This is a genomic window from Streptomyces lavendofoliae (assembly GCF_014649735.1).
Lineage (GTDB): Bacteria > Actinomycetota > Actinomycetes > Streptomycetales > Streptomycetaceae > Streptomyces > Streptomyces lavendofoliae.
In genome coordinates this window covers 209,236-234,903 of sequence record NZ_BMTP01000011.1, presented here as the reverse complement: position 1 = coordinate 234,903, position 25,668 = coordinate 209,236, and the positions used below count along the sequence as shown (strand labels likewise).

The following is a 25,668-nucleotide window of genomic DNA, read 5'->3' as shown; positions in this document are numbered from 1 at the left end:
CCACCCTGCCTGGTGCAGTGCGCGGGCGACGGAGGCGAGGTAGAACACCGCGCGCCGGCCGCGCAGGATGGTCTGAGCGAGGGTGACCGCGCGGCGTACCTGCCCGCCCGGGGAACCGAGCCTCTCGGCCGCCTTGCGGGCCGTCAGCGTGCCGGTGGCGTCGTCCCGCAGGACGTCGGCGATGCGCTCGGCCCGCAGGCGGGTCAGGGCGTCCTGCGCCGTGTTGCGGTGGACGCCGAGCGCGTCGACGACCCCGGCGGCACTGATCGCCGGGTCGGCGTCCAGCAGCGGCTCCGTACGGCCGCCTCACCAGGCGGGCGGGAAGACGTTGTTGTCCGCTGCTAGCACTGCGTGCGATGGGCCCCCGGGGACTCTCGAGAACCTATCGGTGTGTCGGTGGTCTACAGTCCGTCGTCGCGATCATTACTGGTGGTGAGTTCGCCCCGGATGGCCTGGTTGAGATCCCGGCCGTGGGTGTCGATCGGCCCGCTGTCGCGGGCTTGGGGTCCGCCGATGGCGTAGGCGTGGCGTTCGATGCTTACTGCGGTGTTGAGCCATCGCATCAGCTCGTGGGGGGACAGCTCTTGAGGATCCAGAGCCTGGAGTCGTGCCACTACCTTGGCCTGCACGGCTACGGCGATGCGGGCGTGGCGGCGTGCCATGTCGCGGCGTGTGGTGTTCTGTTGCTGCCGCCACAGCCGGTCCTGTTCGGTGTCCCAGGCCCTGGCCCGGGTGGACCAGGTGTGACGGATGGCCCAGCGTTGCATGAGGCTCGGTGATTTCCCCAGTTGCCGGGCGGTTTTGGTGGCTGAACGCAGGGGGCCGAGATCGCGGTAGATGGTGAACGCCTCGAAGGCAGGTGCTGATTCGTCAGGCTGGGGTTCCCAGGGCTGTGCAGCAGTCATCGGTCGGTCTCCTGGTGTCCGTGGGGGTGTGTCTGGTGGGTGAGGTAGCTTGCCGCCCACCGCTCCAGGACGCGCCAGTTTTCACCGGGGGCGATATCTCCGGTGCTTTCGGCCTTGTCCAGGGCTCTGGCGACCACGGCTGCGATGGGTGCGGGCATGGTGCGTGTGCCGAGGAGTGATTCGATCGGCACGCTCCCGTGGTGTCGCGCTTCGTGGGTCTGCGAGTCGTACCAGCCTTCGCGCAGGTCCTCCAGGTGTGCTTCGAAGACGGCCAGTACCAGGGCGAGGGCGGTGGCGGTGTTCCTGACGTTGTATGCCGAGGTGGCTGTCTGCAGGGCGTCCAGGAGTGGTTCGTACTGGGCGGTGCCGGCCAGCCAGCGGGCGTCTGCGGCAGCGATGGCCGTGGCGGCCATGAGGGCTTTTTCGGCGGCGGTGCGTTCGGGTGGCAGGAACAGCACCTGGATGCTGGTGTAGTCCAGGTCCGCCTCGGTCAGGCTCTCCACGCTGACGGTGTCCAATAGGCGCAGGGTTTTGTCGTCCAAGCCGCTGTAGTGGCGGGCGGTGAGGTTCTGCAGTTCATCGAAGAGCTCCCGCAGCGTCGCGGGGTCGTCTTGTCCGGTGATCGCGTTGTGGGCGAGTTGAAGGGCGATCTGTCGTTGCCGGGTGAGAGGTTGGTCGATCTCGAGCCAGCCGATACGCGGCAGTCCGGCGTCGATCGCCGCCTTTGTGCGGTGGTTGCCCGACAGCACGATCCGTCGGCCGCTGGTGAGGTCGTGCCAGACCAGTGGGGTGGAGGTCAGTGCCCCGTCGGCACGCACGTTGGTTACGAGCCGTGTGTACTGCTCGTGTGTCATGAACCGGGCATTGATGTCCAGCAGAGTGAGGTCGCGGGGGTTGCCTTCGACGTAGCGGGGGGTGAGGGGCGTGGTCACTGGGAGGCCTCCTTGCGCGGTGTTCGGGAGGGGGCTGCCCACCTTGCGGACCAGGTGGTCCAGCTGTCGGCCAGGGTGTGGTCGCCGATGGTGCGGGTGTAGTGGAGCTGGTAGCGCCAGGTGGGATCGGTGCTGGCGGTGCGGGCGGCCAGGTGGAACAGCCCGCGGTATTTCATGCTCACGGGGCGCTGGGTGAAGGCGGTTGTGGCCAGGGCGGTGATGCGACAGCTCAGTGAGCGCTGCATGAGGAGCTGGGCCTCGCGGCTGGTCGCGGCGAGCAGGATGAGCTTGGCCAGGCGCCTGTAGCGGGTGGGTGCGACGGGGAAGTCGGTGATCAGGTAGGCGGTGTGGGGGTCGAACTTCGGTCGGTTGAAGGCGAAGACGCCGATGATCCGGCCGGCGTCGCGGACCGCGACTGCCAGCAGCGCCTGGCCGGGCGGAATGTTCGGGTTGAGGTACTGCGAGCGCAGTGCGTTGAATTGCGGGGAGGTGAGGATGGCCAGACTGAGGTCGCCGGTCAGCACGCCGTTCGACAGGCGGGGGGCGGAAACGGGCTGCAGGGATTGGCGGGGTGCCACGATGCGGCTGCGGGCCGCGGCGTAGACGTAGAACGGTGCGGCACGGGGCGATGCTTTGATCGTGGCGCGCAGGTGGGCTTTCAGTTCCGGGACTTCGTGCATAGTGGCGGTCAGCCAGTGCGGCCGGTCGGTGATGGTGTCCAGCACGTGGGTGATGGCCGTCTGGTCCAGGAGGGTGTAGGTGGGGGCGTCCCAGGTGAAGGCGGCCTCCAGCGGAGCGTACAGCGTTTCGTACCCGCCGCTGTAGAACGGGGGGAAGGAGCAGACCGGGGCGGTGGGTGGGACGCGCGTGAGCCAGGCGCGTATGTCCTGGGCGTGGTAGCTGTCCAGGCGCAGTGTCATCCTGTTCAGCCGTGTCACCGTGTGTGCATGGAGGCGTTGCCATTGCTGCCGGTAGGCTTCGACGACTCTCTGGTGCCAGCGGTGGCCGACGAGGGCTTTGGCCCTGGAGGGCAGGAATCGGGTGCTCAGCATCAGTGTGGCGACCGTCCCGGCCGCATCGTCCAGGCTTTCCCTCATCCAGGCCAGGTCGGCGGCCTCCTCTCGCAGCCGCACCCCGCAGGGTCGGCCGGACAGCCAATGGCCGATCGCGCTGGAGTAGATGGAGACGTCGCTGCTGTGCAGGGGAAAGCCGAGGCCGGCCACACTGCGTTCGATGGTGAAGTTGCCTGCGCACGGGATCCACAGCCCGTGCCGGGTGGGCCAGGTCGCGGCCGTTTCGTAGACGATGGACCGCATAGGGCCGGGGATGGTGCCTTGGAACATGACAACCGCCTTTGAGCAGGAAGGTGGGGTCTGGATCGGGGCGTGCGCTGTATTGCGGATGTGCCTCCGGGCGGGGTGGGAGAGTGCGGAGCTCGGCCAGGAAGCCTTTCGCTTCGCTGGTCGAGCGTGTACGTGGTTGCCAGGTGAGCTGGGATTCCGGAAGCGGGAAGGATGTTTTCTTCCGGCCGAGGTCAGAGCTGGGGTCAGCGTGGCGTTCGGTTCATTCGGGCGACGTATCTGCGTGGCCGTCGGCGACGCGTAGCGCGCCGGGCGCCGACGATGCGAGGCGATGGCTGGCGCTGTGGGCGCGAGAGGGTGGCAGGGAGAGCGCTGTCGATGCCGTTCCGGTCATCACGGGGATCGACAGCCGAACACGCGGCAGGCCCCCGGTGTTTACACGGGGGCCTGCGTCGGTGTGGGTCCGGGCACGCCGGGCGTGGTTCCATCATGCGACGTGTGACGCGGCGAGGTCAACAGGTCACGATAAGTAACATTAATGGGAGGTCGGCGATGTTTCAGGCGATCATAGAAGGGCGTGTCATCAAGCGGTGTCTCCCCGCCGCCCGAGCAGCATCGCTTCACCCTGGCCGGGAACGCCGGAGGAGAGTCCCGGCCGGGTGTGCTCCGTTTTCGGCGTAGCTGCGCGGCAGGGTGCGGCCGGACGGCCTGCTGGCTCGGCTCCTTGAGGCGCTCTTGGCACGTCAGGCGCCTTCCCGGCGGTCCGGGCATTCCGGCGGGAGGGGCCCAGACCGGGTCAGGCCGGTGCCGTGCGGCGCCAGCTGCAGTGCGCGCACCAGACGGCGGGCTCGGTACCGTCTCCGCCTTCGATGAACAGGCCGTCCGGGGCCGCGCACTGGGGGCAGGGCCGGTTAAGCGGAGTCTGCAAGCGCGCCAGGTTAAGGGCCCGGTCGATGCGGTGGGCGGCTCCCGCGGCGACGAAGGTGATCTGCTGCACGCGGATCTCGGAGAGCGCAGGAGTTTCCAGCAGGCGGGCCTGTAGCCATAGTGCGGCCGTCGGCGCGTTGCGGCTGACTCTGTGCTGTTGGCGCCAGTGGCGCGGGGTGGAAGCGGCGAAGCTGGAGGGGCGGACGGGAAGAGGCGCCCTGTGCGTGTCGGCGGCCACCTGGTCGGCGAGGGCGAGCAGCGCCTTTTCGACCGTGCGCTGCGTGTCGAGGATGGAGAGCCTGATCGGCACCGGCCGGGCTCCAAGGGGGATCGCTGTGAGGTCGGCTGCCCGATCAGCGGTCTTGCGGCGGCACGCGGCTTCGGTCTCTTCGGCGTCCAGGTCGTCGAGCTGACGCAGGTAGTCACTCATCCGGGCTGCCGGTGGGAACGGGCCGCCGTGATGGGTGGTGAGCATCTCCGCGAGCAGAGGCCAGTCACGGGCAATGCCAACGAGGTGGGCGATGGCGTCTGATACATGGGGGGGCCGGGGGATGTTCATCGCTCTCCCTGGTGTTGGGGCGCCGGGCCGAGAGCGCCGCCCTGCGCAGGCATGTGCAGGGCGGAGAATCACTCCGGGGCGGCAGGAGGGATGTGCAGGGACCTCGCTGAGTGATTCAGGTGCGGAGCGAGGCTGTTGGTGCCAGGCCGGCAGTGGTCGCGAAAGCGTTGCGGGGCGACCATTAGGTCGAGGTTGCTGTGAGGGCGGTGCAGCCGGTCGGCCCGAGAGAGCCGCCCGGGGCCCAGGTGTCCCGGCCGTGCCGCCCGGACGGGATAAACGGTCGGTCTGGAAGCCGGCATGCCCGATAGGCAGGTATGGGCGCGAGAGCGCCGCACGTCGCGGGGTCGCCGCGCCCGGTCGCTCGTCTGGATGTGTCGCGAACGGGGAGGTGGGCCACCTCTTCGCCCTCACGGTCACAGAGTGTGGTCTCCAAGAGGCGTGGCTTGGCTTGGAGTGCCGCACGCCTTTCGGTCGGCCGGAACGAGGTGAGACATTTCTACATTCACAGTCTTACCCTGGGTGTGCGCTTCACACCCCCTCCCCCGCGTTCTCTTGTGTGTCGATGGCGGACCAGGAAGGCGAACGGGCGCCTACCGGGTTGAGGGCGACTGCCCCGAGAGCCCGTCGAAGAGGCACGGAAGCCCATGACTTGCGGAAGACAAAAGCCGGGCGCGATCCTGGGCCCGTGGACACGCCGCCCGAGGATCTCGCCGCACTCGTCAAGCACATCAAGGAGACGTACGACGTCTCCGACTCTGAGATCGCCCGCCGGATCGACGTCCATGTCTCCACCGTGAACAAATGGGTCAATCACAAGCGAGCGGGCGGGCGCGGACCGCACCCGGACAAGTTGCGCAGGCTGGCCGAGGCCTTTCCCAAGTTCACCGTCGAGCAGGTCTTCGCCGCCGCCGGCCGTAAGGTGCCCGGCCCCCTGGGCCCCGATGCGGAGACGCGCCTGCTTGCCCTCTTCGCGGAACTTACCTCAGAGCAACAGGAAACCTTCGAAATCCAGATGAGGGCTGTCGCCGAGCACAACCATCAAAGCTGAAGCATCGAAGCCTCCCGCCGCCTTTGCACCGGGAAAAACGTCACTGCGGTCCATGTGAGCCGTCAGACAGTCGGGGTTTCGCCCATCTGGCGCTACGAGGATTCACCCATCTCCCATTACCGTCAGTCACGGATGACTACGCACCGCCTTTCTCCACACAAAAGGAAGGTAGGGCCGAGTCCGCTGCTCACTGGGGGTTGTGCATGTGCGTACGGATCCGGACCGCAGCCCGCGTCATCCGGCCCTGGGACAGCGACACCAACGAGATCACCATCCCGGCCAGCCTCACCCCGGAAGACTCCGCCCTGGCCATACGGGCCGTCCTCAGTGAACTCGGCATCCGCCAACCGCACGAAGGAGCCATTTGCTGGTGCGGCGCCCGCCTGACTCCTCCCAGCATCCGTGGACCTTCCTGAGCCCCGCCGCGCACACGGCCGGGTCCGCACAGCGCACGCCCGGGCCGACTGAAGGCCGTAACGCCGCGGACGGCCCCGAACCAGGCCGGACGTAGTCCGGGCCGGCACCACCACCCTCTTCGCCGCTCTCGACGTAGCGACCTGCTCCCCGGGGACAAGCTCCGCGTCACCGGCTACCTCCGGCCGCCCCGCACGCCGGACGAGCGGATGTGGATGGTCGTCGCCGCGCTCACCGTGCTGGAGACCGCGCCGCTGATGTCGGACTCGGCCACCGTTGCCACGGCCCTCATCGAGTGGTAGGGGCCGTACGTCTGCTGGTTTCGACGCCGACACCACCGACGTGGACGTGTTCACCGAAGGCGGCACCTGTTCGGCACCGTGCCCGAGCCGAACGACCTGGGCCAACTGCTCGAAGCCTTCGAGCACCGCCAGGCCGCCAGCGGCGAGTAACGGAGCCACCGCGCCCATCCGTCCCGAGAACCTGCACCGGTACCCGCGCGACTGGAACGAGATCAGCACGCGGATCCGGTACCAGCGGGCAGCCGACCGCTGCGAGTGCACAGGCCACTGCGGCCTGACGCACCCGGGCGGCCGCCTGCCCGGCCTCCACAAGCAGATCCACCCGACATCGGCGGCGAGCAGTGGCCTGAATCCCCGGCCGAAAGAGCGTGGAAGCTCGGCACCTGGTGCGGGGTGTGGAGCCCAGCTCACTCAGCGGAAGGGACCGTGGGTCGCGAAGGCGTGGGCTGCAAAGCGCTTGCCCATTCGACGGTATGCGGCGGCGGTGGGGTGAAGGCCGTCGGGCAGGTCATCTGCCTCGTCCGGGCCGAGCAGCTCGCGTCCGTCGAGATAGTGGAGGTGGGGATCGGACGCCTGCCGTGCCGCAGCGATCCGGGCCAGCTCGGAACGGACCACCGCCAGCGACAATGCCCCGCCGGCCACATCGGCCGGGTCGCCCAGGGCAGCGAGCTTCTCGCCCGGGCCGGTCGCGGTCGGGCCGGGGGCCTCCTCCAGGGCCGGACAGCTCACCGGAGAGATCAACAGCAGCGGGGTGTCCGGGTGTCCATCCCGAATCGTGTCCAGGAATCCGTGTACCGCCGGGCCGAACGTCCGCAGTCGATAGGCGGAGAGGCTCACGATGTTGATGCCCACCTTGAGGCTGATCAGGTCTGCGGGCGTATCGCGGATCGTCCGGGCGACATAGGGATCCAGCAGCGCGTTGCCCGCCTGGCTGAGGTTGATCACCTCCACCCCTCCGAGCGCAGCCGCCACCACCGGCCAGGTCCCGGTCGGGCCGTCAGCCTCGATGCAGTGGCTGATGGAACTGCCGTGGTGCACCCAGCGGCGCCGCCCGTCCGGCAGCGGTGTCAGCACGTCACCGTCAGCGCGCAGTGCCACCAGTTCCGTTGGGGTCTGCTGTGGCAACCACAACTCAACGCCCTTCATGCCGGCTGGCAGCCCGGTGAACCGTACGGTCCCTGGCTCGCCCGGGATGAGTCGCTGGACGGCCCCGGGGCCCGCCATCCGCAGCACGTTGCCCACCGGCGCCTGCTGACGCCCGGCCAAGGCGCCGTCCACCAGCAACTCCAGCATCCCGGTCGGGCGAGGGTGAGGGTCGGAGTCGAGCTGGCCGGTGGTGGTGAGTACCTCGAACTCCAATGCGCGCGCATCGGTGCGGAACACCAGCCGCACCCCTGAAGGCATCACGGTCACCCCGTAGACCGACGGGTCCTGGTACTGCTCCTTGGTCCACGCGGGCAACCGGCGCGGCATCACCCCTGCCTGTGTGGTCTCCAGGTCCAACGCACCTCGTACCTCCACCGGCCCGCCCACCAGCGGAACCGCCCGCAGCGCCATCGTCACCACTCCTGTCCCAGGTCAATGTGCTCCGGAGATAACGTCAACCCGGTGCCTTCGTGACTCATCGACGCCCGCCGAACTCCCAGTCGTGGACCTCGACGTCCGCGTACCGGTCCGGATTCAGGACGGCTCGTGCCGTGTCCGGATCCGGGGCCCTAAGCAGCACCGCCGTACCCAGCCAGGTGTCGCCGTCGTCCGACAGCAGCGGCCCGTACGCGACCAGCTCGTTCCGGTCGAGCGGCAGGGCAAGGTCGGCGGCGGGGCCCTCGCCGAGCCCGAGCACCAGGTACCTGTTGCCATCGGTCCGGCCACCGGGGAAATCCCACATGGTGCGCCCCAGCACGTTGCGCCACCGGCGCAGCAGCACATCCCGGTACACGCCCGCCTGGTAGTTGGGCTCGTCGAAGGCGAACGCGCGGGCGGCAGCGGGATCCGGCAGGTCGACGATGTGCACGCTGCCGGTGGATGTTTCACCATCATCGGCGAAGGTCGGGCCGCGAGCGATCAGCTCCTTCGCGTGCCGGTCCATGTAGGCCCAGTGCTCCTCCAGCAACTCCTCGCGTAACGCGAGGGAGCCGGGCCGGTCACGGTGATAGCAGAAGAACTCCATGACCACAGACCCTTCCCCATTAAAGGCACCATCTCAACTGGCTTTTGGCAACGCTGATCCAGCGCTCCAAACGAGGCCGCATCCCGTGTAACGGCGTAGCCATCACGCCGCGCGCTCACAACCAAGTGGCATGCCCACACGGCTGCTCCGCAGCCGAGTGACAAAAACAGCGTCCGGCGCCGACATCCCCAGCTCAGGTCGGCCCACAGCCGCCCAAACACCATCACCAGGACAGAACACTCTTCTACTGAATTTTTCGTTAGTTCTTTGGTGGTTGGGGATGAATGGCCAGGCCGGTGTGGGTGAGGAAAGACCACGGGAGTTGCTCGCTGTAGCAGACTCGGTGGATGCCACGTTCGGCTGCGTCAGCCACATCGGCGAGGTGGTCGCCGGCGAGGTTGGCCAGCTCGCAGGTCTTGATGGCCGACCACAGCAGATCGACCGGGTTGAGTTCGGGTGCGTAGGCCGGCAGCCGCTCGAGCGTCAGCCAGTCCCGCTCGGCCACCCAGGCCCGCATGCCCCGACTCCAGTGGGCGGACAGTCCGTCCCCTACCAACACCACCGACTCACCGGCGTAGAAGGTCTTGATCTGTTCCAGCACCTCGATCAGGGAAGTGGTGCTGCCCGGCTTGAGGGGGAAGCACAGCCGCGGGCCGCGTTCGGGGTCGGCGGCGTGATAGCCCAGGGCGGCAGCCATCCCGGCTCCTGTCCAGTTCAGCCGGTGCCGCAAGAGCGGAGTGCGGCCGCGGGGGTGCGTAGGTGCGACGTACCTCGGGCAGCAGCGAACGCCTGATTCGTCGAAGGACTGGATCCGGGCACGTTTCTTCACCGCCCCCCTTTCATGCGTGGCCACTCCTGGGCGACCCATCGGGCGATCTCGGACTCGTCCCGCTCGACGGCCTGACGCCTGGGCCGCCGCAGACTCCACCACTCATGACGACCCAAGAGAAATCACCCAGCGATCAGGATTCAAAGCGCTACGTGAGTTCGAGATGTCGGATCAAGGTTCGACAGGCGCGCCGCGACCTGGCGGAACGCGCGCCCACTCATGCCGTCGCCCGACCGAAGGCACCACACGGGAGTTGCTCGGCATCGGACAGCAGGCGAACCGCACCAGCCACGAGGTGACCGGCGTCGGAGATGCCTCCCGTCCGCGGCTGGACGCCCGTGAAGCCCGCGCATGTGCACGGTGCTGCCGCTCGGCCGCTTCGGAAGGCCGTCGACACGCGAGGCGTGCGCTGCCGCACGGGTCGGACGCGCCCTCGGCCGCCACTCCCGGCCCGCGCGGCCGGTCAAACGCACGCACAGCACAGGGCAGGCGAGCGGCCGCCCTCTCGACCTGTCCCCCTGCCTGAGAGCCTGTCGGGTGGCCGATCGTGAGCGGCGCGTGACTGAGCCTTGGTCGTCGGGCATGGCAACGGCCCCGGAATGATCACGTGGTGTGTGTGCCGGTGTGACAATTCCGAGGCCGTAAGCGGCTCATGCTATCCATCAGCCTGCGCGAGGAGGCGTGGGAGATCATCCAGCCGCTTCTTCCGTGTGTGACCAGCGAAAGGGCGGCGGGGTGCGCAAGTACGGAAACCGGTTGGTGCTCGACTCGGTCCTGACCAGGCAGGCGGAGGCCGGACACGACGGCCACTTCGACGCCCGCCCACGATGCTCACCTGGCTCGTCGGCGACGTGGACCCTGAGAGCTGATGCGGAGATGACGGGCGCCGGTGCGCCGGCTACGCCAGGGCGAGCAGGGCGACGGCGCCCAGCAGGTCGACGACGCAGCACCACTCGGACCAGGCCCGTGGCACCACCCGGCCGGTGCGGCGGTGGGCGAAGTCCCAGGCTGCGTGGCCGAGCCAGCCCGCTGCCAGGAGATAACGCGCGAGGGTGTCGTCGAGGGCGAGCGCCAGCAGGGCGACGGTACCGAAGGCGAGCAGCCCGTAGAGCTGGCGGGCGAGTGCGCCCCGCGGCCGGAACTCGCCGCGGGCGGCTCCGAAGAGCAGGTAGCAGACGGGCATGACAAACAGCAGCCAGGCCAGGAAGGCGAGGCCGGGCAGCCCGTCCGCGAAGGTGGCGACCGCCAGGGCGACGGCGAGCAGGGTGGGCCAGCGGTGTCCGGCCGCAATCAGCAGGCGGGCGGGCGCGGACCGCTTCGGGCCGGTCGTGTCGTCGCGTGCGGTGTCGGTCATCGTGCGGTCCCCCCGGATGATGGTGTCGGTGATGGTCCTGAGTCTCCGCCCTGGCGGCCCGCCGGGCCCCCGGTCGCTGAGTAAATGTCAGAAACCTTGGGCTGGTCGTCTTTAGCGCCTAGGGTCACCCGTGTGGACGACCGGTTGATCGTGATCGTCGGCTATGACTCGGCCGAGCTGCTGGACATCTCGTGCGTCTCCACCAGCCTGGCGATGGCGAACGGGCTCGGTGAGCCCGCCGTGCCGTACCGGGTCACCGTGGTGAGTCCGGGTGGCAACCCGATCACGTGCGGGGCGGGGCTGACCTTGCTGAGCCGGCAGCCGCTGGAGCGGCTGACCGGCCCGCTCGACACTCTGGTCGTCTCGGGTGGCCTGGGGCACGAGAGGGCCGCCGCGGATCAGCGGCTGGTCAGCCACGTCCGTCGGCTGGCCAGTGAGAGCCGGCGGGTGGCGTCGCTGTGCACCGGTGCGAGCGTTCTGGCCGCGGCGGGTCTGCTGGACGGTCGCCGGGCCACGACCCACTGGCGGTACGCACGCGAACTCGCCGCCCGCTACCCGGCGGTGACCGTGGACCCGGACCCGATCTACGTCCGCGACGGCAACGTCGCCACGGCGGCCGGCATCACCAGTGCGCTGGATTTGACGCTCGCTTTCATCGAGGAGGACCACGGCCCCGACCTGGCCCGCCAAGTCGCCCGGAACCTCGTCACCTACCTCCAGCGGCCGGGAAACCAGGCGCAGATGAGCCTGTTCACTGCAGCGCCGCCGCCCCGGAACGAGGTGGTGCGCGAGCTCGTCGCCTACGTCACGAGCCATCCGGAACACGACCTGGGCGCCTCCGCGCTCGCGGTCCGCGCGGGTGTGACCCCACGTCACCTGACCCGGCTGTTCCTGGAGCACCTAGGCCAGACGCCCGGCCGATTCGTCCGCCAGGCCAGGACCGAGGCCGCCGCGCAGCTGCTCGCCACCACGGCCTTGCCGGTGGGACGGGTGGCGGCCCGTTGCGGGTTCGGCTCCGCGGAGACGCTGCGGCTGGCGTTTACCCGGCAGTACGGCGTCTCGCCGTCGCACTACCGGGCGACGCAGGCCGGACGCCGTTACTGAGCGCCGGTGCCCGGGCGGACGTGGAGCAGCGCGCGACCTCCGTGCCCCTTGCGTCGGCGTCCGCACCGTCCGGCCGCGCAGGCCGACCCGGGACGGGGCACCCACCCGAAGGCCGGCTTCGCCCTCGCGAGCATCCTCGGCGGCCTCATCTACGGCGCCCGCACCTGGCCCGCACCGTAGAACACCCTCCTGCTCATCATCATGATCGCCGGAGTCACCGCCACCGCACTCGCCCCCACCTCGGCCGTGATCGCCATCCTCCTCGCACTCACCGGCCTCCTGCAGGCAGCCGTACTGATCACCCGCAACCTCACCCTCCGCGAACAACTCCCCGCCGGCCTCCACCCCGTCGGCTACTCCGCCCTGTACGCCGGCAGCGGCATCGGCTACGGCCTCAGCGCCGCCGCCACCGGGCTCCTCCTCACCACCACCCCCGCACTGCCGTCCTCATCGCTGGAGGAGGCCGAGTTCTGGGTCGGCACCTTCCACGGGAGCCACGACGGCCTCCCCGCCAAGGTCACCGCGACCCGCGACGACACCCGCCCCGAACCGCACGTCTGGACATGCACGTGCGGCGCGTCCCGCTCCTTCCCGACCGAACACGGCGTGTGGCCCGCCGCCTGGCGGCACACCCACCCGACCCGCTACGACCGGCTGCGGTCGTGGGCCACCCGCCGCTCCCGCACCGCCCGCTGACCTGTCGCCCTGCCTGGCCCTCGATCGCCCCGCACCCCGGGGCCGGGCGAGGACCGGACAGGCCGCCCGGCCGAACGCACCACCCACCGCGCCCCGCCGACACCAGGACCACGTCGACGGGGCGCAACGCTGCCCACAGACGACTGGAGGAGATCACTCGTGCTTATCCCCCGCCCGCGACGCCGGATCGGCCGGCCCGCCCGCAGCGTCCCGGCCCCGCTACCCGCAGCGCCCCGACCGGTTGCCCGGCGCCTGGAGCCGCTGATGCCCAGGAGGCGCAGGAAGCGGCGCCGCGCTCCGGCTCGTGAGGCCAGCAGTCTGGCGAGGTCACCGCTGCCGGATCCGACGTCCAGGGCGCTGTTGAAGCGTCTCGGGAGCCGGCGCAGGATCCGCCGCTGGTAGTGGGGATTGTGGTCCCAGGGGGGCATGGAACTTTGCACGTGCTCGAAACATGCGGGACAGCAGCGTCGTCATGGCATGAGTCCATCAGAGTGGCTTTGTTGGTTGACGACAAGACCCCGCCGGCGGGGTTACGCAGTGGAGCGCCATTCCCCTTCGAGGATGCTGAAGACCATCGAGTCTCGCCAGCCGTCGCGGAGCAGCGCCGTGTGGCGCATGCGCCCCTCATACGTCATACCTATCTTGGACAGCACTCGGGAGGAGCCGAGATTCCTCGGGTGACAGGTGGCATAGATCCGATGAAGCCCCAGCTCGTCGAACCCGTACGCGGGCCGCCGGCGACCGATCTCCGTGCCGATGCCCTGCCCCCCTACCCGGGGATGCACGATGTATGAGATCTCGCCCTGGCGCTGCTGATGGCTACGGACATGCAGTTCACCCATGCCCGCCACAGCCCGCCACAGCCCGACCGACACGAGCGACAAACGGGAACCGGCGCTGAGGGGTGCCCGACCACACCTTGACCGCGGAGGCCACGAAGTCCTGCGTCTGAACCTCTGTGTTCGGCCCCCAGGACTGATAGCGGCACACCTCCGGAAGGCACGCCCACGAGTGAACGGCCGGCCAGTCCTCCAAAACGATCTCGTCCAAGGTCACCGAGTGCCCGGTCATGCGACGATCATGAACGCGTCTCCCTGTGAAGAGCAAGCGTGGACCGGGTGCGCGCCTCGCTCGCATCGCCCAGCTTGCCCTCAGGTTCAGGACGACCTGAACGCCGACGACGTCGACGCCCGCGAGCTCGCCGCGCTCCTGCGCGAGCCCCAGGAGGACATCGACGTCCCCGGCCTCTTCTCGATGCTCTCCCAGGTGGTCAGCACCGTAGCGCGCCGGGCGGAACAGATCGAGCCGGACCGCGACGGCGACGCCTCCTGCCCCCTGCATGATGCCGCCGCCCTGATCACCGACAACGCCGGGCAGCGCCTGAACTGGGCTGCCCGCGCCCTCGACCCGCAGGGAGACGTCGAATGACCTCGGTGCTGCACCCGGAGCTGCCGGAGAACGGGTTGATCGTGCTGATCGGCGCCTCCGGTGCGGGCAAGTCGATGCTGGCCCGCACCTGGCCTGGCCTCCCAGGTCCTCTCCCTCGACGGCCTGCGCGGCGTCGTCAGCGACGACCCCGGATTTGCCCACCCACCACGTGAGCCCTTCAACCGGTGGGGCCGCCCCGGCCCTCTCCAATGCACCGACGAAAGTCGTTGACCTGGTCCCACGCAGGTGCTGTTGGAGATCGTCTCCCACACTCTGCGGCTCCTTTCCCACGGTCGAGGACACGGGCCGGAGGGCCGTCGGCAGCGCAGCCCCCGCGGAAGCTGACTGGCTGCGGGGGTGCGTTGCCGATCGTCAGGCGGGTACGGCGCCGACCAGGCCGCCGTCGATGACGAGATCCTGGCCGTTGATGTAGGACGCGTCGCACGAGGCGAGGAACGCGACAGCCGCAGCGACCTCTTCCGGGCGTCCGAAGCGGCCGGCGATGATCTGGCCGGTGACCGCCGCTGCCTCCGCTTCGGTCAGTGCGTCGGCGGGGTACATCGGGGTGTCGATATAGCCGGGACTGACGGAGTTGACGCGGATGCCGCGCGGGGCGAGTGAGGCAGCGAGGGTTCGGGCCAGGTTGTGCACGGCGGCTTTGGTCGCCGAGTAGAGGGTCAGGACGCTGTTGCCCCGGTGGAGCGTCCAGGAGGCGTTGACGACGATCGAGCCTCCGTGCGCCAGTAGCGGCAGCGCCTTTTGGACGGTGAAGAACACGCCCTTGAAGTTGACGTCGATAGCGTGGTCGAAGTCCGGCTCGGTGATGTTCTCGAACGGCAGGAATGTGCCGGTGCCCGCGTTCGCGAAGAGGCCGTCCAACTGGCCGTGACGGTTCCGGACGGTCTCCATCAGCGCTTCCACCGCGCCCAGGTCGGCGGCGTCGGCCACGATCCCCGAGGCGTTGGAGCCGAGCTCCTTGACTGCGGAGTCCACCCGCGCGCGGGTGCGGCCGGTGACGATGACGTGGGCGCCTTCGGCGACGAGGCGGTGTGCGGTCGCCAGGCCCATGCCGCTGGTGCCGCCGGTGATGAGGATGGTCTTGCCAGTGAAGCGGTTCATGCCGATGTTCCCGTCAGGGTGTGCGTGAGGTGGTCGCTGAGGTGGGGCAGCCAGTCGGGCCGGGCGTTGCCAAGGAGGTGGTCTCCGTGGGGGACGGACAGGTGGGTGCCGTGCGGCGCCAGTCGGGCCAGGGGCTCGCCGTTCGTCACGCCGGCGATGACGTCCTGGTCGCCGTCCACGACAAGCAGCGGGGTCGCGATGCGGGGGGCCAGGGCGGTGAGGTTCACGTGACGTACGAACTCGCGGGCGGCGTCGGCTCCTCCGGCGCGTTGGGCGATGATGTCCTTCACCGGCGGGGGTAGTTCCTCCCAGTCGAGGCGGAAGGGACCGCTGACGGTGGCGACGGCTGCCACGCGCGGCTCGAGCGCCGCGGTCCGGGCAGCGAAATAGCCGCCCAGGCTCAGGCCGACGAGCCCGATGCGTGCGACGCCGAGGGCGTCGATGACCCGGCCCACGATCCGCTCGTAGTCCGGCACGAAGGTCGTGGTGGCCGCGAGCACGCCCTGTCCGGGGCCGTCCATCGCGAACACCGCCAGCCTTCTGGCCAGCAGCGCGGACACCAGATCGAGGAACTCCTCCTTGGCCGAGTCCAGGCCGGGGACGACAACCACGGTCCCCGGCGCGTTGGAGGGGCCACGCAGCCAGCCGGTGAATCCCTCACCACTCACCCGCCGCGCACCGGGCTCCAACAGGGTGAGACCTCTACTCAAGGCGTGATCCGCCTCGACGGCAGCACGATGCGCTTCCGCGTACGGCGCCAGGGTGGCCAGGTGGAACCACCGGGCCACCATCAGCAGGTACTCACCCGCTGAGCGGGACGATCCCGCGTCCTCCGCGCGCTGGAGGTAACTCTGCCCGCTGCGCAGGAAGGCCGGCCCCCAGTCGACGACGGAGGTGAGGCCATCGGTGACGCGCTGGTACTCGTGCGGGTCCACGCCCGCACCGGTGGCGCGTGTCCACTGGGCGGCGGCGAATTCGGTGACGCTCATCGTGCTCCTCCGGTCAGCAGGACGGCCTTGCCGCGTATCCGGCGCTCTCGCAGGTCGACCAGGGTGTCTGCGGTCCGTGCCCAGTCGGTGGTGCGGCTGATCTCCGGGTGCAACCGGCCCTGTTCCACGAGGCTCACCAGTACCGAGAGATCGGAGCCGTACGGGGCGCCGGCGTAGTGAAAGTGCTGGATCGTGACCCCTTCGGATCCGCCGAGGAGTTGGAAAAAATCGAGGGACACCGGGGTACGGCTCGCCTGACCGAACCAGACGAGCAGGCCACCCGGGCGCACCTTCGACAGGGCGAGTGCCAGGTCGGGCCCACCCGTGGACTCCAGCACGACATCGAACGGCCCTTGAGCCGCCGCGACCTCGTGAACCACATGCGCACCCAGTTCCGCGAGGCGCTCGCCGCGCGCCGGCGTGGACGTCACCGTGGTCAGCTCGGCTCCTGCCCCAACCGCAAGCTCGGTGACGTAGTGGCCGACGCCACCTGAGGCGCCGGTCAGCAGCACCCGTCGGCCGACCAGGGAACCGGCCGTACGCAGCAGCCGCAGCGCAGTGATCCCGGCCAGGGGCAGAGCAGCGGCTCTCGCGCTGTCGATGCTGTCCGGGAGCACCGCGAGCGAGTGCGTGGGCACGGCGGCGTACTCGGCCCAGCCGCCCTGCGCCGGGTGCCCGACCACGCGGGTGCCGATGCCGGGGCCGGAGCCATCGGCTGCGGCCTGTACAACGAGCCCTGCGATGTCCTTGCCGGGCAGCAGCTCCGGCCGGGGCTGTTCGAGGAGGAATGTCTCGCCCCGGTTCGGAGCGAACGCCTCGACTTTGATCAGTGCCTCACCGGGCTCCGGCACGGGCTGGGGGACCTCGGCGAAGGCGACCGGGCGCGCCGCGTCTCCCGTGGGAATCAGTCTTTGCATGGTGATGATGCAACCCCCCGGGCCACCCCGCGATCCAACAACAGCTGAGCAAAGCCGACAACTTTTGGTTGTCACCTATGGTGGGAGCCATGGATCTCGACGTGGCGCAGGTGCGTGCCTTCGTGCACACCGCCGAGGAACTGCACTTCGGGCGGGCAGCCGGGACGCTCGGCATCTCCCAGCAGGCCCTGTCCAAGAGGATCGCGCGGCTGGAATCCCTGCTTGGCACCGAGCTGTTCCAGCGCGGCGGCAACGGCGTTCGCCTCACCGAAGCCGGACAGCGCTTCCTCCCACCAGCCCGGCAGACCGTGGCCGCCGCCGACACCGCAGTCGCGGCGGCAACCGACGAGGAACGCCCGCTGCACGTAGACGTCTGGGGGCACCTGTACGCGCCGATGCGGACGCTCGCCCAAGTCGCCGGACGAGCCGGGGAACTGGCGCTGGGGCACGGGCGCGATCTGCCGTCGGTGACAACGGCACTGCTGAACGGCGACATCGACGCGGCCTTCGGCCGCGTCCACCCCCCGCTGCCCGCCGGCCTTGCACACCGCCTCGTCCGCCTCGAACCGGTGGACGCCGTACTGAGCGCGGACCATCCGCTCGCAGCCGAACCGGCTCTGCGGCCCGACCAATTGCGCGACAGCACGCTGTGGGCACCCGGCGCGCTGGACCGGCTCGACTTCCTCCACCGGTTCGCCGACCGATTCGACATCCAGAACACGGCCACGAGCGTCAATCTGGGGCTCGTCCACTTCCTCGCCGAGGTCACGGCGGACCCGCGACGCTTCTCGCTGATGCCCGCCGATGTGCCACTGCCGCAGGTCCCCGGGTTGCGCTCCCTCCCCCTGGTCGATCCCACGCCGCTATACGCCTGGTCACTGCTGTGGCGCACCGGAAACAGCCACCCAGGGCTGAACGACCTCGCCGCCGCCTGCGCTGAGGAAGCAGGGCGAAGCCGATGGCTGGAGTACGACCCGACGCGCGACTGGCTGCCCGAACCACCCACGAACCATCCCCGGCGCGGGAGTAAGCAGCATTGAACAGTGCTGCCCCAAACCTGCCCTCCCCATCGGGTGCAGAACCGGGCCCGATCCGGGCAAGGCTGCCACGGCCGGTGAACATCGGCGCCGAGTTGGGCGGGGACCTTGGTAGGGAAACGGGCTCATCGTGATCAAGTGAGCCAGTTTCGTCGGCACTGCCAGACACCTTTCGCCGGTGTCCCTCTCCACGCCGGGGTGCCCCCACCCGATCCGCCCCTCCGTCAGAGACAACTCACTGGCTGGGCAGAGGAACTTGACAGGGAAGCCGACCGTCGCGGTGATCGTCACCACGCCGCTGCCGGTCTGCTGGGAGCGACCAGGGCCCGCGGCCGGAGAACCGGCGCGTGCCCGAGGGCGTAACCCGCGCCCAGAACCGGGCGACAATCCACTCGCACCAGCGGCCGGCCGCCGAAGGCTTCAACACCATCGTCTTCGCCAATGCCCTGTACTGCCTGGAGCCCTTCCTCAAGCCGCTCTCGCATGCCGGAAGACCGACCCTGGGCGCGACGGCAGCAACGGCCTGGGCGATCTGCTCCTGGTCCGCCGCTTCATCGGCCCGGAGATCCTGCCGCTGTGGTAGTGGCGGCCGGGCTCGGACCTGGTGACCGGCCGGGACCGCGTCGCGGAGATCCGCCTCGGACAGCAATACCTCACCCTGGCGTTCCGCGACGACGTCGACGGCGAAGGTGGCTTCGGCTTCGGCATCCTGCTGCCCTGCCCCTTCGACCCGGAGTGCACCCGGTAGGCGTGGGCGCCGGCCTACTCGGTCACCGACCTGCACAAGGCGCTGACCGGCGCCATGGACAACGCCCCGGACATCGTCTGCACCGTCCACGACGACAGCGTCGAGCACGAGGCCGCCGACTACGACCAGGATCGACGCCCCCCGAGGGCCGGACGGACCTGGCAGCGCAGTACGCGGACGCGGTCCGCGCGTGAGGCGCGTCGCCGGCGCCCCGCCGAACCACAACCAGAACCCGCCCCGACCCGCCTGGCGCCCGCTGTTACCCCGGGAAGGACACCCACGCATGAACATCACGATCACGAACACATACGGCACCGCGCATCACGTCAGCGAGACCAACCCGGCCCACGTCACGAGCTGCGACTACTACCGGCTACCCCCCGTCCGCACGATCGCTCCCGGAGTGTGTCGATGGACGAGATCCAGCCTTCGTTGTCACGGTGGCGGTCCAGCCCCACGGCCTCGAACTCGTCCTCACGCAGGCCCCTTCGCGCGCCCAGCCGCCCAAGGGCCTGGGAGATCGGGCTGACTGTTCGGGAGAACCACTTCTTCGTTGGCACATCCAGCGGCCCCAGCACCAGTGCCCCGTCAGCCCAGACGGCGGCTCGTTGCTCGCCGACGCCACCGAAGTACTCGGCCTCCACATAGGCAGCCGGCCCTGAGACCGACCACTGAGCGAGCAGTCTTTCGAAGCCACCCGGCAGCCGCCAGAATCCGAGATCCCCTGCGGAGCTGCCGTCCGTGACGCCGTCGAAGACCTCATCCGTCATCGGCATCAGCGACAGGCCCTGCCGAAGAGGCGCCACTCGTGCTCCCGGAACGTCCCGTGCCGCGGCACTCAGCAGCTCGTCCCCTGCGATCACCGCCTGCAATACATAACCCACCCCAGGCCCCTTCCCAACCCATTGGAGCCTCATCTCGCCTGACGCGTCGCGCACGAACCCGAGCGCCTCCCACTACAAACCCACAACCCGCCAGTGAGTTCCTGCCACGACTACCACCATATTCTGCGAACCCGCTGGTTTCCGAGTACGACCGCAGCGCCTTCCCCGAATGCTTAACCACCCGCCGTCGGTTACGGGACAGGGGCCTCAGCCCCGGTGACAACGAGGGCCCCGGTCGTGATCCTGCGCTGCAAGAGGAGCGTCACCGCCTCGATGCCACCATCCTGGTCGATCTCTGGCCAGCGGCCCTGGTTCCCTGTCATCGCCCAGACCCTACCGAGGCGTCCGCAGCAGTCAGCTTCCAGCCGGCGGGTCAGGAGGCTCAGTTCCTGGGTTCCGTTCCGGCCAAGAGTTCACTGCACTCGCTGGCGAAGGAACAGAGCTGGTCCACGACCTGCCGGTACTTCTGCGGATCCCGCAACAGGTACGGCGTGGCATCGGTCCAGTGCTGCCACAGGCCACCCGCGGCAAGGTATGGGGATGCTCGCTCGGCCCCAAGGACGGCATCAAGGTGAAGCAGTGTGCTGAGAGCGACGATCTGGTCGTAGACGCGGTCGGGTTGAGGCAAGCAGCGATCAAGGTATCTGCAGACCAGATCGGCGTCCGCGCCGGTGCCGAGTAGGCCCCGCCGCCGGGGCCTTCGCCGGCCAGCAGGAGTTCACCGATGCGGCTGCGGAACTCGGTCCTGCCGGCTACAGCAACCAACCAAGAGGCAGTCTTACGCTCTCGCCAACCGCCTTCGAAGAGGACGCCGAGCTCAGCGGGAGTGATCTCCCCGGCAGCCTGGACCAGCTCCCTCACGAACAGGTCGCGCTCAGGCCCGCTCAACCGCAGCGAGCTTCCACCCAGCCGCTGGTATCGCCGGCCAGGCGTGACGAACCGTCGGACCAGGTCCATCAGCTCGGGGTCAGTGCTGGCGTAACGCATGGCTGCATCCTTGCGCGGGGACTACCCAACTGCCAGCGGTTTACCCAGGCCCTGAGTAGCGATCGCTAGTTGAGAGAAGCCCGCATCCGCTGCCCGCTGCTGAGTATCAACCTGAAGATTCAGTCTCGCCTGGACGAACTGGAGGAGGACCTCCTCGCCCGCTGCGAACGCGCCATCGCCGAGGGACTGGCGAGGTGAGATCGACGGCTTCGACCTCACCCTCACCTTCCTGCGAAGCAAGTGAGAACAGACCCGACGTTTCGAGTGAACCGGCCGAGCCGCTGTCGGCCCGCACCCGCTCACCCCGGCTGTCCGGCCCGGCTTTACCGTTCGACAGCCTTGGGCCACCTGCCTTCTCGCCGGGAAGAGCCCGGAGAACAGGCCCGCCCCCTGGTTTATGTTTTGCTGAGCTGCGGTTTGCGGGGGTTGATCTGATGTTTCCCGTGGCGGACATGTCCGCCACGGTTACCCATCGGGAAAGCCGCCGATGTCGTGTCATGCGGCAGGCAGAGCCGGAACATCACCTACCGGTGGGTTGAGACGAGCGAAGCCTTCCTGGCGTTGGTAAGGGAAGTACGGGTAGGTCGCTACCTTGCTGCTCGCCGCGTTGAGTTTCGCCAACTGGTCGGGTGTAAGAGCCCAGCCGACGGCACCGAGGTTCTGACGGAGCTGTTCCTCGTTGCGGGCGCCGATGATGACGGAGGAAACGGTCGGCCGCTGGAGCAGCCAGTTGATGGCGATTTGCGGAATCTTCTTGCCCGTCTCCTGGGCGATCTCATCAAGGGCGTCGACCACGCGGTAGAGGTGTTGATCGTCGACCGGCGGGCCGTAGTCCGCGGTGTGGTGCAGTCGACTATTGGCCGGTAGGGGCTGGTCGCGGCGGACTTTACCGGTGAGCCGCCCCCAGCCGAGGGGGCTCCAGACGAGGGCTCCGAGGCCCTGATCCAGTCCGAGGGGCATCAGCTCCCATTCGTAGTCGCGGCCGATGAGGGAGTAGTAGACCTGATGCGCGACATAGCGCGGGTGTCCGTACCTCTCCGCGATCGAGAGGGACTTCATCGCCTGCCACCCGGAGAAGTTGGAGATGCCGAGATAGCGGACCTTTCCTGCTCGTACGAGATCGTCGAGCGTGGACAGGACTTCCTCGATCGGCGTGCCGGCGTCGAAAGCGTGCAGTTGGAACAGGTCGAGGTAGTCGGTACCGAGCCGGCGCAGGGCGTCCTCGCATGCGGTGATCAGACGCGAACGGGAGGAGCCCGCATCGCCTGGACCGTCACCCATCGGCAGGCTGGTCTTGGTGGACACGATCACCCGATCCCTGCGGCCTTTGATCGCTTCGCCCAACACCTCCTCAGAGGCGCCACCGGAGTACACGTCGGCGGTGTCGAACATCGTGATCCCGGCGTCCAAGCAGATGTCCACGAGGCGGCGCGCCTCTCGCGCATCGGTGTTGCCCCAGGCGCCGAACAGCGGCCCCTGGCCGCCGAAGGTGCCGGCGCCGAAGCTCAGCGCGGGGACCTTGAGGCCGGATGCACCCAGCCGCCTGTACTCCATGGCTGTTCCTCTCTCGCTGCCTGACTGTCTAATGGTTCTGCAGTTCCGTTACTGTGTGCCTCAACGTAGCAGGTTTGGGCAATTAACGAAACTGGAGTCCCGTTATGAGGTCTGAGGACGCGGAACCGGGGACCATCCGTCCTGGAGGGCGCACGGCGCGGGTGCGGTCGGCGGTGCTGCAAGCGGCTGGGGACGCCTTGGCGGAGCATGGCTTCGCCCAGCTGGATCTCGCCGACATCGCGCGCCGTGCCGAGGTGGGCAAGACCACCGTCTACCGCCGCTGGGGAACGGTGACCAGCTTGGTGGCTGACTTGCTTGTGGACATGGCCGAGCAGTCACTGCCGCGTACCGAGACCGGCTCGCTGCTCGGCGATCTCAAGGCCAACGCCCGGCTCGTGCAGCGCACCTTGGCCGACCCGCGGCAAGGAGCGCTGTTCAAGGCGGTAATCGCCGCCGCCACCTGCGAGGCTAAGACCGCTGAGGCCCTGCACACCTTCTACGACATCCGCGTCAAGGAATGGGCGCCCTGCGTTCAGCAAGCCATCGAGCGGGGCGAGGTGCCTGAAGGCACCGATGTCCAGGAGGTCATCCGTGCAGTCTCCGCCCCTCTCTATTACCGCCTGCTGACCACGGGCGACCGTCTCGACGAAGCCGCCGCGGACCAAGCCGCCGAGGCCGCCGCAGCCGCAGCGCGCGCGGGAGCATACCTGCGAGGGTGAGCGAGGTCTTGCGTGACCATCTCCTTGTACCGTCCGCCCGTCCGCTGATCCACCTGGACGCCAACCCGAACCTGCCGGCCCCGGGCCTGGGCACGCTACTTCACGAGCCTCGACGACCTGGTCCGCCAGCTCAAGGTCGCCGAGGCAGCCGGGCGCCTCAACAGCAAGCTCCGCACCTACCTCCGCCCCGGCGTCCTCGTGGTCGACGAAGTCGGCCACGAGCGACATGCCCGGCACCACGCCGCTCGAGCGATGACCCCGCACATGGCCATCAGCACCTTCGGCCCACGACTCCCCCAGCCGTGGAGCAACCTCGGGTAGCCACCGTTACAGCAACGGTGGCAGGCCCGTAACCCGCACCCCACTCCCTCCCTACCGGCATCCGGGTTACCGGCCCGGAGCGTGCTTACGCCTGGGGTCCAACCGGTAGTCGGGGCAGTCGCGGTTCTCACATGCACTCGGACCCCACACGGGCACGAACACCCCGAGGGTCTTGTGTCGGTGGGCTGCGGCTGGCACGGGCTGTCGGCAGGTCGGACACACGTACGCGGGGGCCTCACGCTTCATTTTGACCATTTCTTTACGATATGCCCCTATTGGCTTCTCGGGAAGTGGTCGGTTTGCTGATCGACCCGAGCGCGGGAGGGCGTCACTGCCCTGCCCTGATGATCCGCTGGGCGGCTCAGGGGCATCCACCACGGGTGGTGCGTTGCGCGCCTTGACCTGGCCGGTGGACGCGGAGGCGCCCCTACGCTCGTCAGCCTGTTCCGGAACACCAGTCGGGGCCGGCCTTCTGAGGCTGAGCACCACGGAACCCGCCAGGACGACGACGATGACCGCGAGGCTGATCGGTGAGGGGATCTCCGGGATACTGGGGCTGATCAGCTTGTGGGATGCCTGGAGGATGAGCTTGACGCCGATGAAGGCGAGGATGATCGCCAAACCCTTGCTCAGGTAGTGGAAGCGGTCCAGCAGGCCGGCGAGCATGAAGTAGAGGGCCCGCAGGCCGAGGATGGCGAACGCGTTGCTGGTGTAGACGATGAAAGCGTCGTCGCTGACCGCGAGAACGGCCGGGACGCTGTCGACGGCGAAGATCAGGTCGGCGGCCTCGATCGCGGCGACCACCGCGAGCAGCGGGGTCCCTACGCGCTTGCCGGCTTCCCGGACGAAGAATTTCGCCCCGGCGTACTCGTCCCGGACCGGGATGATCTTGCGGAGCATCCGTACGGCGAAGCTCTTGCCCGGGTCGAAGCTCTCCTCCTCGTCCTTGAGGAGTTTGTAGGTGCTGTAGAAGAGGACCGCCGCGAAGGCGAAGAGAACGGCGGTGAAGCGGCTGACCACGGCCACGCCGAGGGAGAGGAAGATGCCGCGGAAGACGAGGGCTCCGATGACGCCGAAGAACAGCACCCGGTGCTGGTAGGCGCGGGGCACCTTGAAGTAGGCGAAGATCACGGCGAAGACGAACAGGTTGTCGACCGACAGGCTCTTCTCCAGAAGCCAGGCCGTCGTGTACTCGGTGCCCGCCGTCGTGCCCAGGACGACGAAAACGACGGCGCCGAAGATCAGTGCGAGGCCTACCCAAAGGCCGCTCCAGGCAGCCGCCTCCTTGAAGCCGATGACATGTGCGGTGCGGTGGGACAGCAGATCCACCGCCAACGACACCACCACGGTCGCGGCGAAAGCCCCCCACAGCCACAGCGGGACCTCAAGCACACCGAACACCCTCATCATTGCCGACGCGAAATACGCCGACCCCATACATCGGAGTGTGAGGCATTACGCCCGCTGGCGCACGCGGAGCGGGTCTAGCCGCTCGCGTCTGGCGTGCCAGGGTCCGCTACTGGGGCCGGTCAGGACCTCGTACCTTTCCACCGCGGGGAACCCCTGGATCCTCCTCATGCCTGCTGACCGTCTCGCCGAGGGTGGTGACCTGCCCGGGCGATGGGCAGGGCCACGTCGTCGTGGCCACCCACGGCACGCAGACTGCGCAGAAGCAGGTCGCAGGTGGCGTCCAGCGAGCGGTCCAGGTCGTCGAGGACGTCGGGGAGAGCGCCCAGCCGTGCGTCGGCCGGTCGCGAGTCTCGACCAAGCCGTCGGTGTAGAGGACGAGCCGGTCGCGCGGCCCAATCCTGGCGGTGGCTGTCGGCGGGCCCGACTGCACGAAAAGGTCCTCCACCGCCTCGACGACGTCGGCCTCATGGTCATCATGAGGACCTCTTAGGGGTTCGCGACGCACCTCGCACGTCTTCGCCGGTAGCCAATCAGAAACCGAGCGTGGTTGCCTTGCTCAACGCGAACCAGGAGCCCGCAGCGGCGGCGAACCCGGGGCGGCAGGCCCCTCAGGGCCGCAAGATCAATTCATTGCCCCTTTGCCCGTATCTCGGCGATACCCCCAGATCCCTATGGGTTTAGGGGAAACCGACAATCACTCAGCGCAAACCCCCGGGTCCACCGGTGTGCGTCAGGCCAATGCATCCGTGGGTTCGGGTGAAACACGAGGATGCTGAGCGGTCCGAAGGGTCTCGGCGGTGACGTCGGCCCGGATGTCCTCGGTCATCACGAGCGCCTGCCGAACTGCCAGTTGTGCACCCAGGGTCGGGGTACCGGCCCGGGGTCGGGATGGCGCGTGTCGTGTCCAGGTCGGGCCTTCGGACCGACGCCGCCGTCCCCAGCCGGGTGGCGCCGTTGTCGGACAGCCGTAGGCGATCAGCTCGTCCCGGTCGAGCGGCACCCCGCGAGGTCGGC

General features: G+C 68.7%; 23 protein-coding genes and 6 pseudogenes. 10 read left to right on the top strand and 19 right to left on the bottom strand.

All coding sequences use genetic code 11. The features are described 5' to 3' along the window. Window positions 1–401 precede the first annotated feature (401 nt). The 4 genes from IE109_RS21610 to IE109_RS21595 form a co-directional block, all read right to left on the bottom strand. Window positions 402–905, bottom strand: a complete 504-nt coding sequence (locus IE109_RS21610) for a hypothetical protein (protein ID WP_189552648.1) — start codon at window positions 903–905, stop codon at window positions 402–404. Continuing rightward, window positions 902–1,837, bottom strand: coding sequence for a ParB/Srx family N-terminal domain-containing protein (locus IE109_RS21605; protein WP_189552647.1), 936 nt, complete (start codon window positions 1,835–1,837; stop codon window positions 902–904). Before IE109_RS21605 ends, IE109_RS21610 begins: the two co-directional genes overlap by 4 nt. After that, window positions 1,834–3,180, bottom strand: coding sequence for a putative antirestriction adenine methyltransferase (locus IE109_RS21600; RefSeq protein WP_189552646.1), 1,347 nt, complete (start codon window positions 3,178–3,180; stop codon window positions 1,834–1,836). The genes IE109_RS21605 and IE109_RS21600 overlap by 4 nt, the downstream gene beginning before the upstream one ends. A 754-nt stretch (window positions 3,181–3,934) precedes the next feature. Beyond that, entirely contained in the window at window positions 3,935–4,540 is a 606-nt protein-coding gene (locus IE109_RS21595) for a hypothetical protein (RefSeq protein WP_189552645.1), read from the bottom strand. Between the two features lie 769 nt (window positions 4,541–5,309). Here IE109_RS21595 and IE109_RS21590 point away from each other — a divergent pair. Beyond that, window positions 5,310–5,672 carry a helix-turn-helix domain-containing protein gene (locus tag IE109_RS21590; RefSeq protein ID WP_229891400.1) on the top strand — a complete coding sequence of 121 codons (363 nt, stop codon included), beginning with the start codon at window positions 5,310–5,312 and terminating at the stop codon, window positions 5,670–5,672. A 1,127-nt stretch (window positions 5,673–6,799) separates the two neighbouring features. Here the strand turns inward: IE109_RS21590 and IE109_RS21585 are convergent. From IE109_RS21585 to IE109_RS21570, 4 genes are all read right to left on the bottom strand, one after another. Further along, window positions 6,800–7,945: a GDSL-type esterase/lipase family protein gene (locus IE109_RS21585; RefSeq protein WP_189552704.1), complete on the bottom strand. Its 1,146-nt coding sequence runs from the start codon at window positions 7,943–7,945 to the stop codon at window positions 6,800–6,802. A 64-nt stretch (window positions 7,946–8,009) separates the two neighbouring features. Then, window positions 8,010–8,558: a YciI family protein gene (locus IE109_RS21580; RefSeq protein WP_189552643.1), complete on the bottom strand. Its 549-nt coding sequence runs from the start codon at window positions 8,556–8,558 to the stop codon at window positions 8,010–8,012. Window positions 8,559–8,817: 259 nt separating this feature from the next. Further along, window positions 8,818–9,426: a transposase gene (locus IE109_RS21575; protein WP_229891398.1), complete on the bottom strand. Its 609-nt coding sequence runs from the start codon at window positions 9,424–9,426 to the stop codon at window positions 8,818–8,820. 859 nt (window positions 9,427–10,285) lie between these two features. After that, window positions 10,286–10,741: a hypothetical protein gene (locus IE109_RS21570; protein WP_229891396.1), complete on the bottom strand. Its 456-nt coding sequence runs from the start codon at window positions 10,739–10,741 to the stop codon at window positions 10,286–10,288. Between the two features lie 132 nt (window positions 10,742–10,873). Between IE109_RS21570 and IE109_RS21565 the strand changes: the two genes are divergently transcribed. Both IE109_RS21565 and IE109_RS33280 read left to right on the top strand, forming a co-directional pair. Continuing rightward, entirely contained in the window at window positions 10,874–11,845 is a 972-nt protein-coding gene (locus tag IE109_RS21565; RefSeq protein WP_229891394.1) for a GlxA family transcriptional regulator, read from the top strand. Between the two features lie 201 nt (window positions 11,846–12,046). After that, window positions 12,047–12,541 carry an MFS transporter gene (locus IE109_RS33280; protein WP_229891392.1) on the top strand — a complete coding sequence of 165 codons (495 nt, stop codon included), beginning with the start codon at window positions 12,047–12,049 and terminating at the stop codon, window positions 12,539–12,541. A gap of 293 nt (window positions 12,542–12,834) precedes the next feature. Here the strand turns inward: IE109_RS33280 and IE109_RS33275 are convergent. Both IE109_RS33275 and IE109_RS33270 read right to left on the bottom strand, forming a co-directional pair. Further along, window positions 12,835–13,015: pseudogene (locus tag IE109_RS33275) on the bottom strand (SAM-dependent methyltransferase); the annotation flags it as partial. Between the two features lie 56 nt (window positions 13,016–13,071). Then, on the bottom strand, window positions 13,072–13,383 hold the full coding sequence (locus tag IE109_RS33270; protein WP_229891390.1) for a GNAT family N-acetyltransferase: 312 nt from the start codon (window positions 13,381–13,383) through the stop codon (window positions 13,072–13,074). A gap of 238 nt (window positions 13,384–13,621) precedes the next feature. Between IE109_RS33270 and IE109_RS21550 the strand changes: the two genes are divergently transcribed. Both IE109_RS21550 and IE109_RS33265 read left to right on the top strand, forming a co-directional pair. Next, window positions 13,622–13,969 carry a hypothetical protein gene (locus IE109_RS21550; protein ID WP_229891388.1) on the top strand — a complete coding sequence of 116 codons (348 nt, stop codon included), beginning with the start codon at window positions 13,622–13,624 and terminating at the stop codon, window positions 13,967–13,969. Beyond that, a pseudogene (locus tag IE109_RS33265) lies at window positions 13,966–14,122 on the top strand (ATP-binding protein); the annotation flags it as partial. The gene IE109_RS21550 and the pseudogene IE109_RS33265, both read left to right, overlap by 4 nt. Window positions 14,123–14,341: 219 nt before the next feature. Here the strand turns inward: IE109_RS33265 and IE109_RS21545 are convergent. From IE109_RS21545 to IE109_RS21535, 3 genes are read right to left on the bottom strand one after another with little or no spacing between them, the layout of a single operon-like run. Next, window positions 14,342–15,088: an SDR family NAD(P)-dependent oxidoreductase gene (locus tag IE109_RS21545; RefSeq protein WP_189552640.1), complete on the bottom strand. Its 747-nt coding sequence runs from the start codon at window positions 15,086–15,088 to the stop codon at window positions 14,342–14,344. Beyond that, window positions 15,085–16,077 (bottom strand): alpha/beta fold hydrolase, encoded by a 993-nt coding sequence (locus tag IE109_RS21540; RefSeq protein ID WP_189552639.1) that lies wholly within the window; start codon window positions 16,075–16,077, stop codon window positions 15,085–15,087. Before IE109_RS21540 ends, IE109_RS21545 begins: the two co-directional genes overlap by 4 nt. Next, on the bottom strand, window positions 16,074–16,994 hold the full coding sequence (locus IE109_RS21535) for a zinc-binding dehydrogenase (protein WP_189552638.1): 921 nt from the start codon (window positions 16,992–16,994) through the stop codon (window positions 16,074–16,076). The genes IE109_RS21540 and IE109_RS21535 overlap by 4 nt, the downstream gene beginning before the upstream one ends. Before the next feature lie 89 nt (window positions 16,995–17,083). Here IE109_RS21535 and IE109_RS21530 point away from each other — a divergent pair, with 89 nt between their 5' ends. After that, window positions 17,084–18,034: a LysR family transcriptional regulator gene (locus IE109_RS21530; RefSeq protein ID WP_189552637.1), complete on the top strand. Its 951-nt coding sequence runs from the start codon at window positions 17,084–17,086 to the stop codon at window positions 18,032–18,034. 601 nt (window positions 18,035–18,635) lie between these two features. Continuing rightward, on the top strand, window positions 18,636–18,779 hold the full coding sequence (locus IE109_RS33260; protein WP_229891386.1) for a hypothetical protein: 144 nt from the start codon (window positions 18,636–18,638) through the stop codon (window positions 18,777–18,779). Between the two features lie 350 nt (window positions 18,780–19,129). On the opposite strand, the gene IE109_RS21520 is transcribed toward IE109_RS33260, so the two are convergent. The 3 genes and pseudogenes from IE109_RS21520 to IE109_RS33880 form a co-directional block, all read right to left on the bottom strand. Continuing rightward, on the bottom strand, window positions 19,130–19,663 hold the full coding sequence (locus tag IE109_RS21520; protein WP_229891384.1) for a hypothetical protein: 534 nt from the start codon (window positions 19,661–19,663) through the stop codon (window positions 19,130–19,132). A 382-nt stretch (window positions 19,664–20,045) separates the two neighbouring features. After that, window positions 20,046–20,291 carry a DUF6000 family protein gene (locus IE109_RS33885; RefSeq protein ID WP_308431380.1) on the bottom strand — a complete coding sequence of 82 codons (246 nt, stop codon included), beginning with the start codon at window positions 20,289–20,291 and terminating at the stop codon, window positions 20,046–20,048. Between the two features lie 113 nt (window positions 20,292–20,404). Next, window positions 20,405–20,620, bottom strand: a pseudogene (locus IE109_RS33880) (DUF6000 family protein); the annotation flags it as partial. Between the two features lie 99 nt (window positions 20,621–20,719). Between IE109_RS33880 and IE109_RS33740 the strand changes: the two are divergent. After that, window positions 20,720–20,848, top strand: coding sequence for a hypothetical protein (locus IE109_RS33740; protein ID WP_268251480.1), 129 nt, complete (start codon window positions 20,720–20,722; stop codon window positions 20,846–20,848). 297 nt (window positions 20,849–21,145) lie between these two features. Here IE109_RS33740 and IE109_RS21515 read toward each other — a convergent pair whose 3' ends face one another. After that, a complete protein-coding gene (locus IE109_RS21515) occupies window positions 21,146–22,204 on the bottom strand; it encodes an aldo/keto reductase (RefSeq protein ID WP_189552635.1) in 1,059 nt (352 codons plus the stop codon). A 104-nt stretch (window positions 22,205–22,308) separates the two neighbouring features. Between IE109_RS21515 and IE109_RS21510 the strand changes: the two genes are divergently transcribed. Then, the gene (locus IE109_RS21510) at window positions 22,309–22,923 is read left to right on the top strand and encodes a TetR/AcrR family transcriptional regulator (protein WP_189552632.1); all 615 of its coding nucleotides are present in this window, start codon (window positions 22,309–22,311) and stop codon (window positions 22,921–22,923) included. Between the two features lie 72 nt (window positions 22,924–22,995). Beyond that, window positions 22,996–23,166 (top strand): annotated as a pseudogene (locus tag IE109_RS21505) (ATP-binding protein); the annotation flags it as partial. 522 nt (window positions 23,167–23,688) lie between these two features. Here the strand turns inward: IE109_RS21505 and IE109_RS21500 are convergent. Together IE109_RS21500 and IE109_RS21495 are read right to left on the bottom strand one after the other, a co-directional pair. Beyond that, window positions 23,689–24,636 (bottom strand): annotated as a pseudogene (locus tag IE109_RS21500) (TerC family protein); the annotation flags it as partial. A gap of 182 nt (window positions 24,637–24,818) precedes the next feature. Then, window positions 24,819–25,039: pseudogene (locus tag IE109_RS21495) on the bottom strand (SpoIIE family protein phosphatase); the annotation flags it as partial. Window positions 25,040–25,668 lie beyond the last annotated feature (629 nt).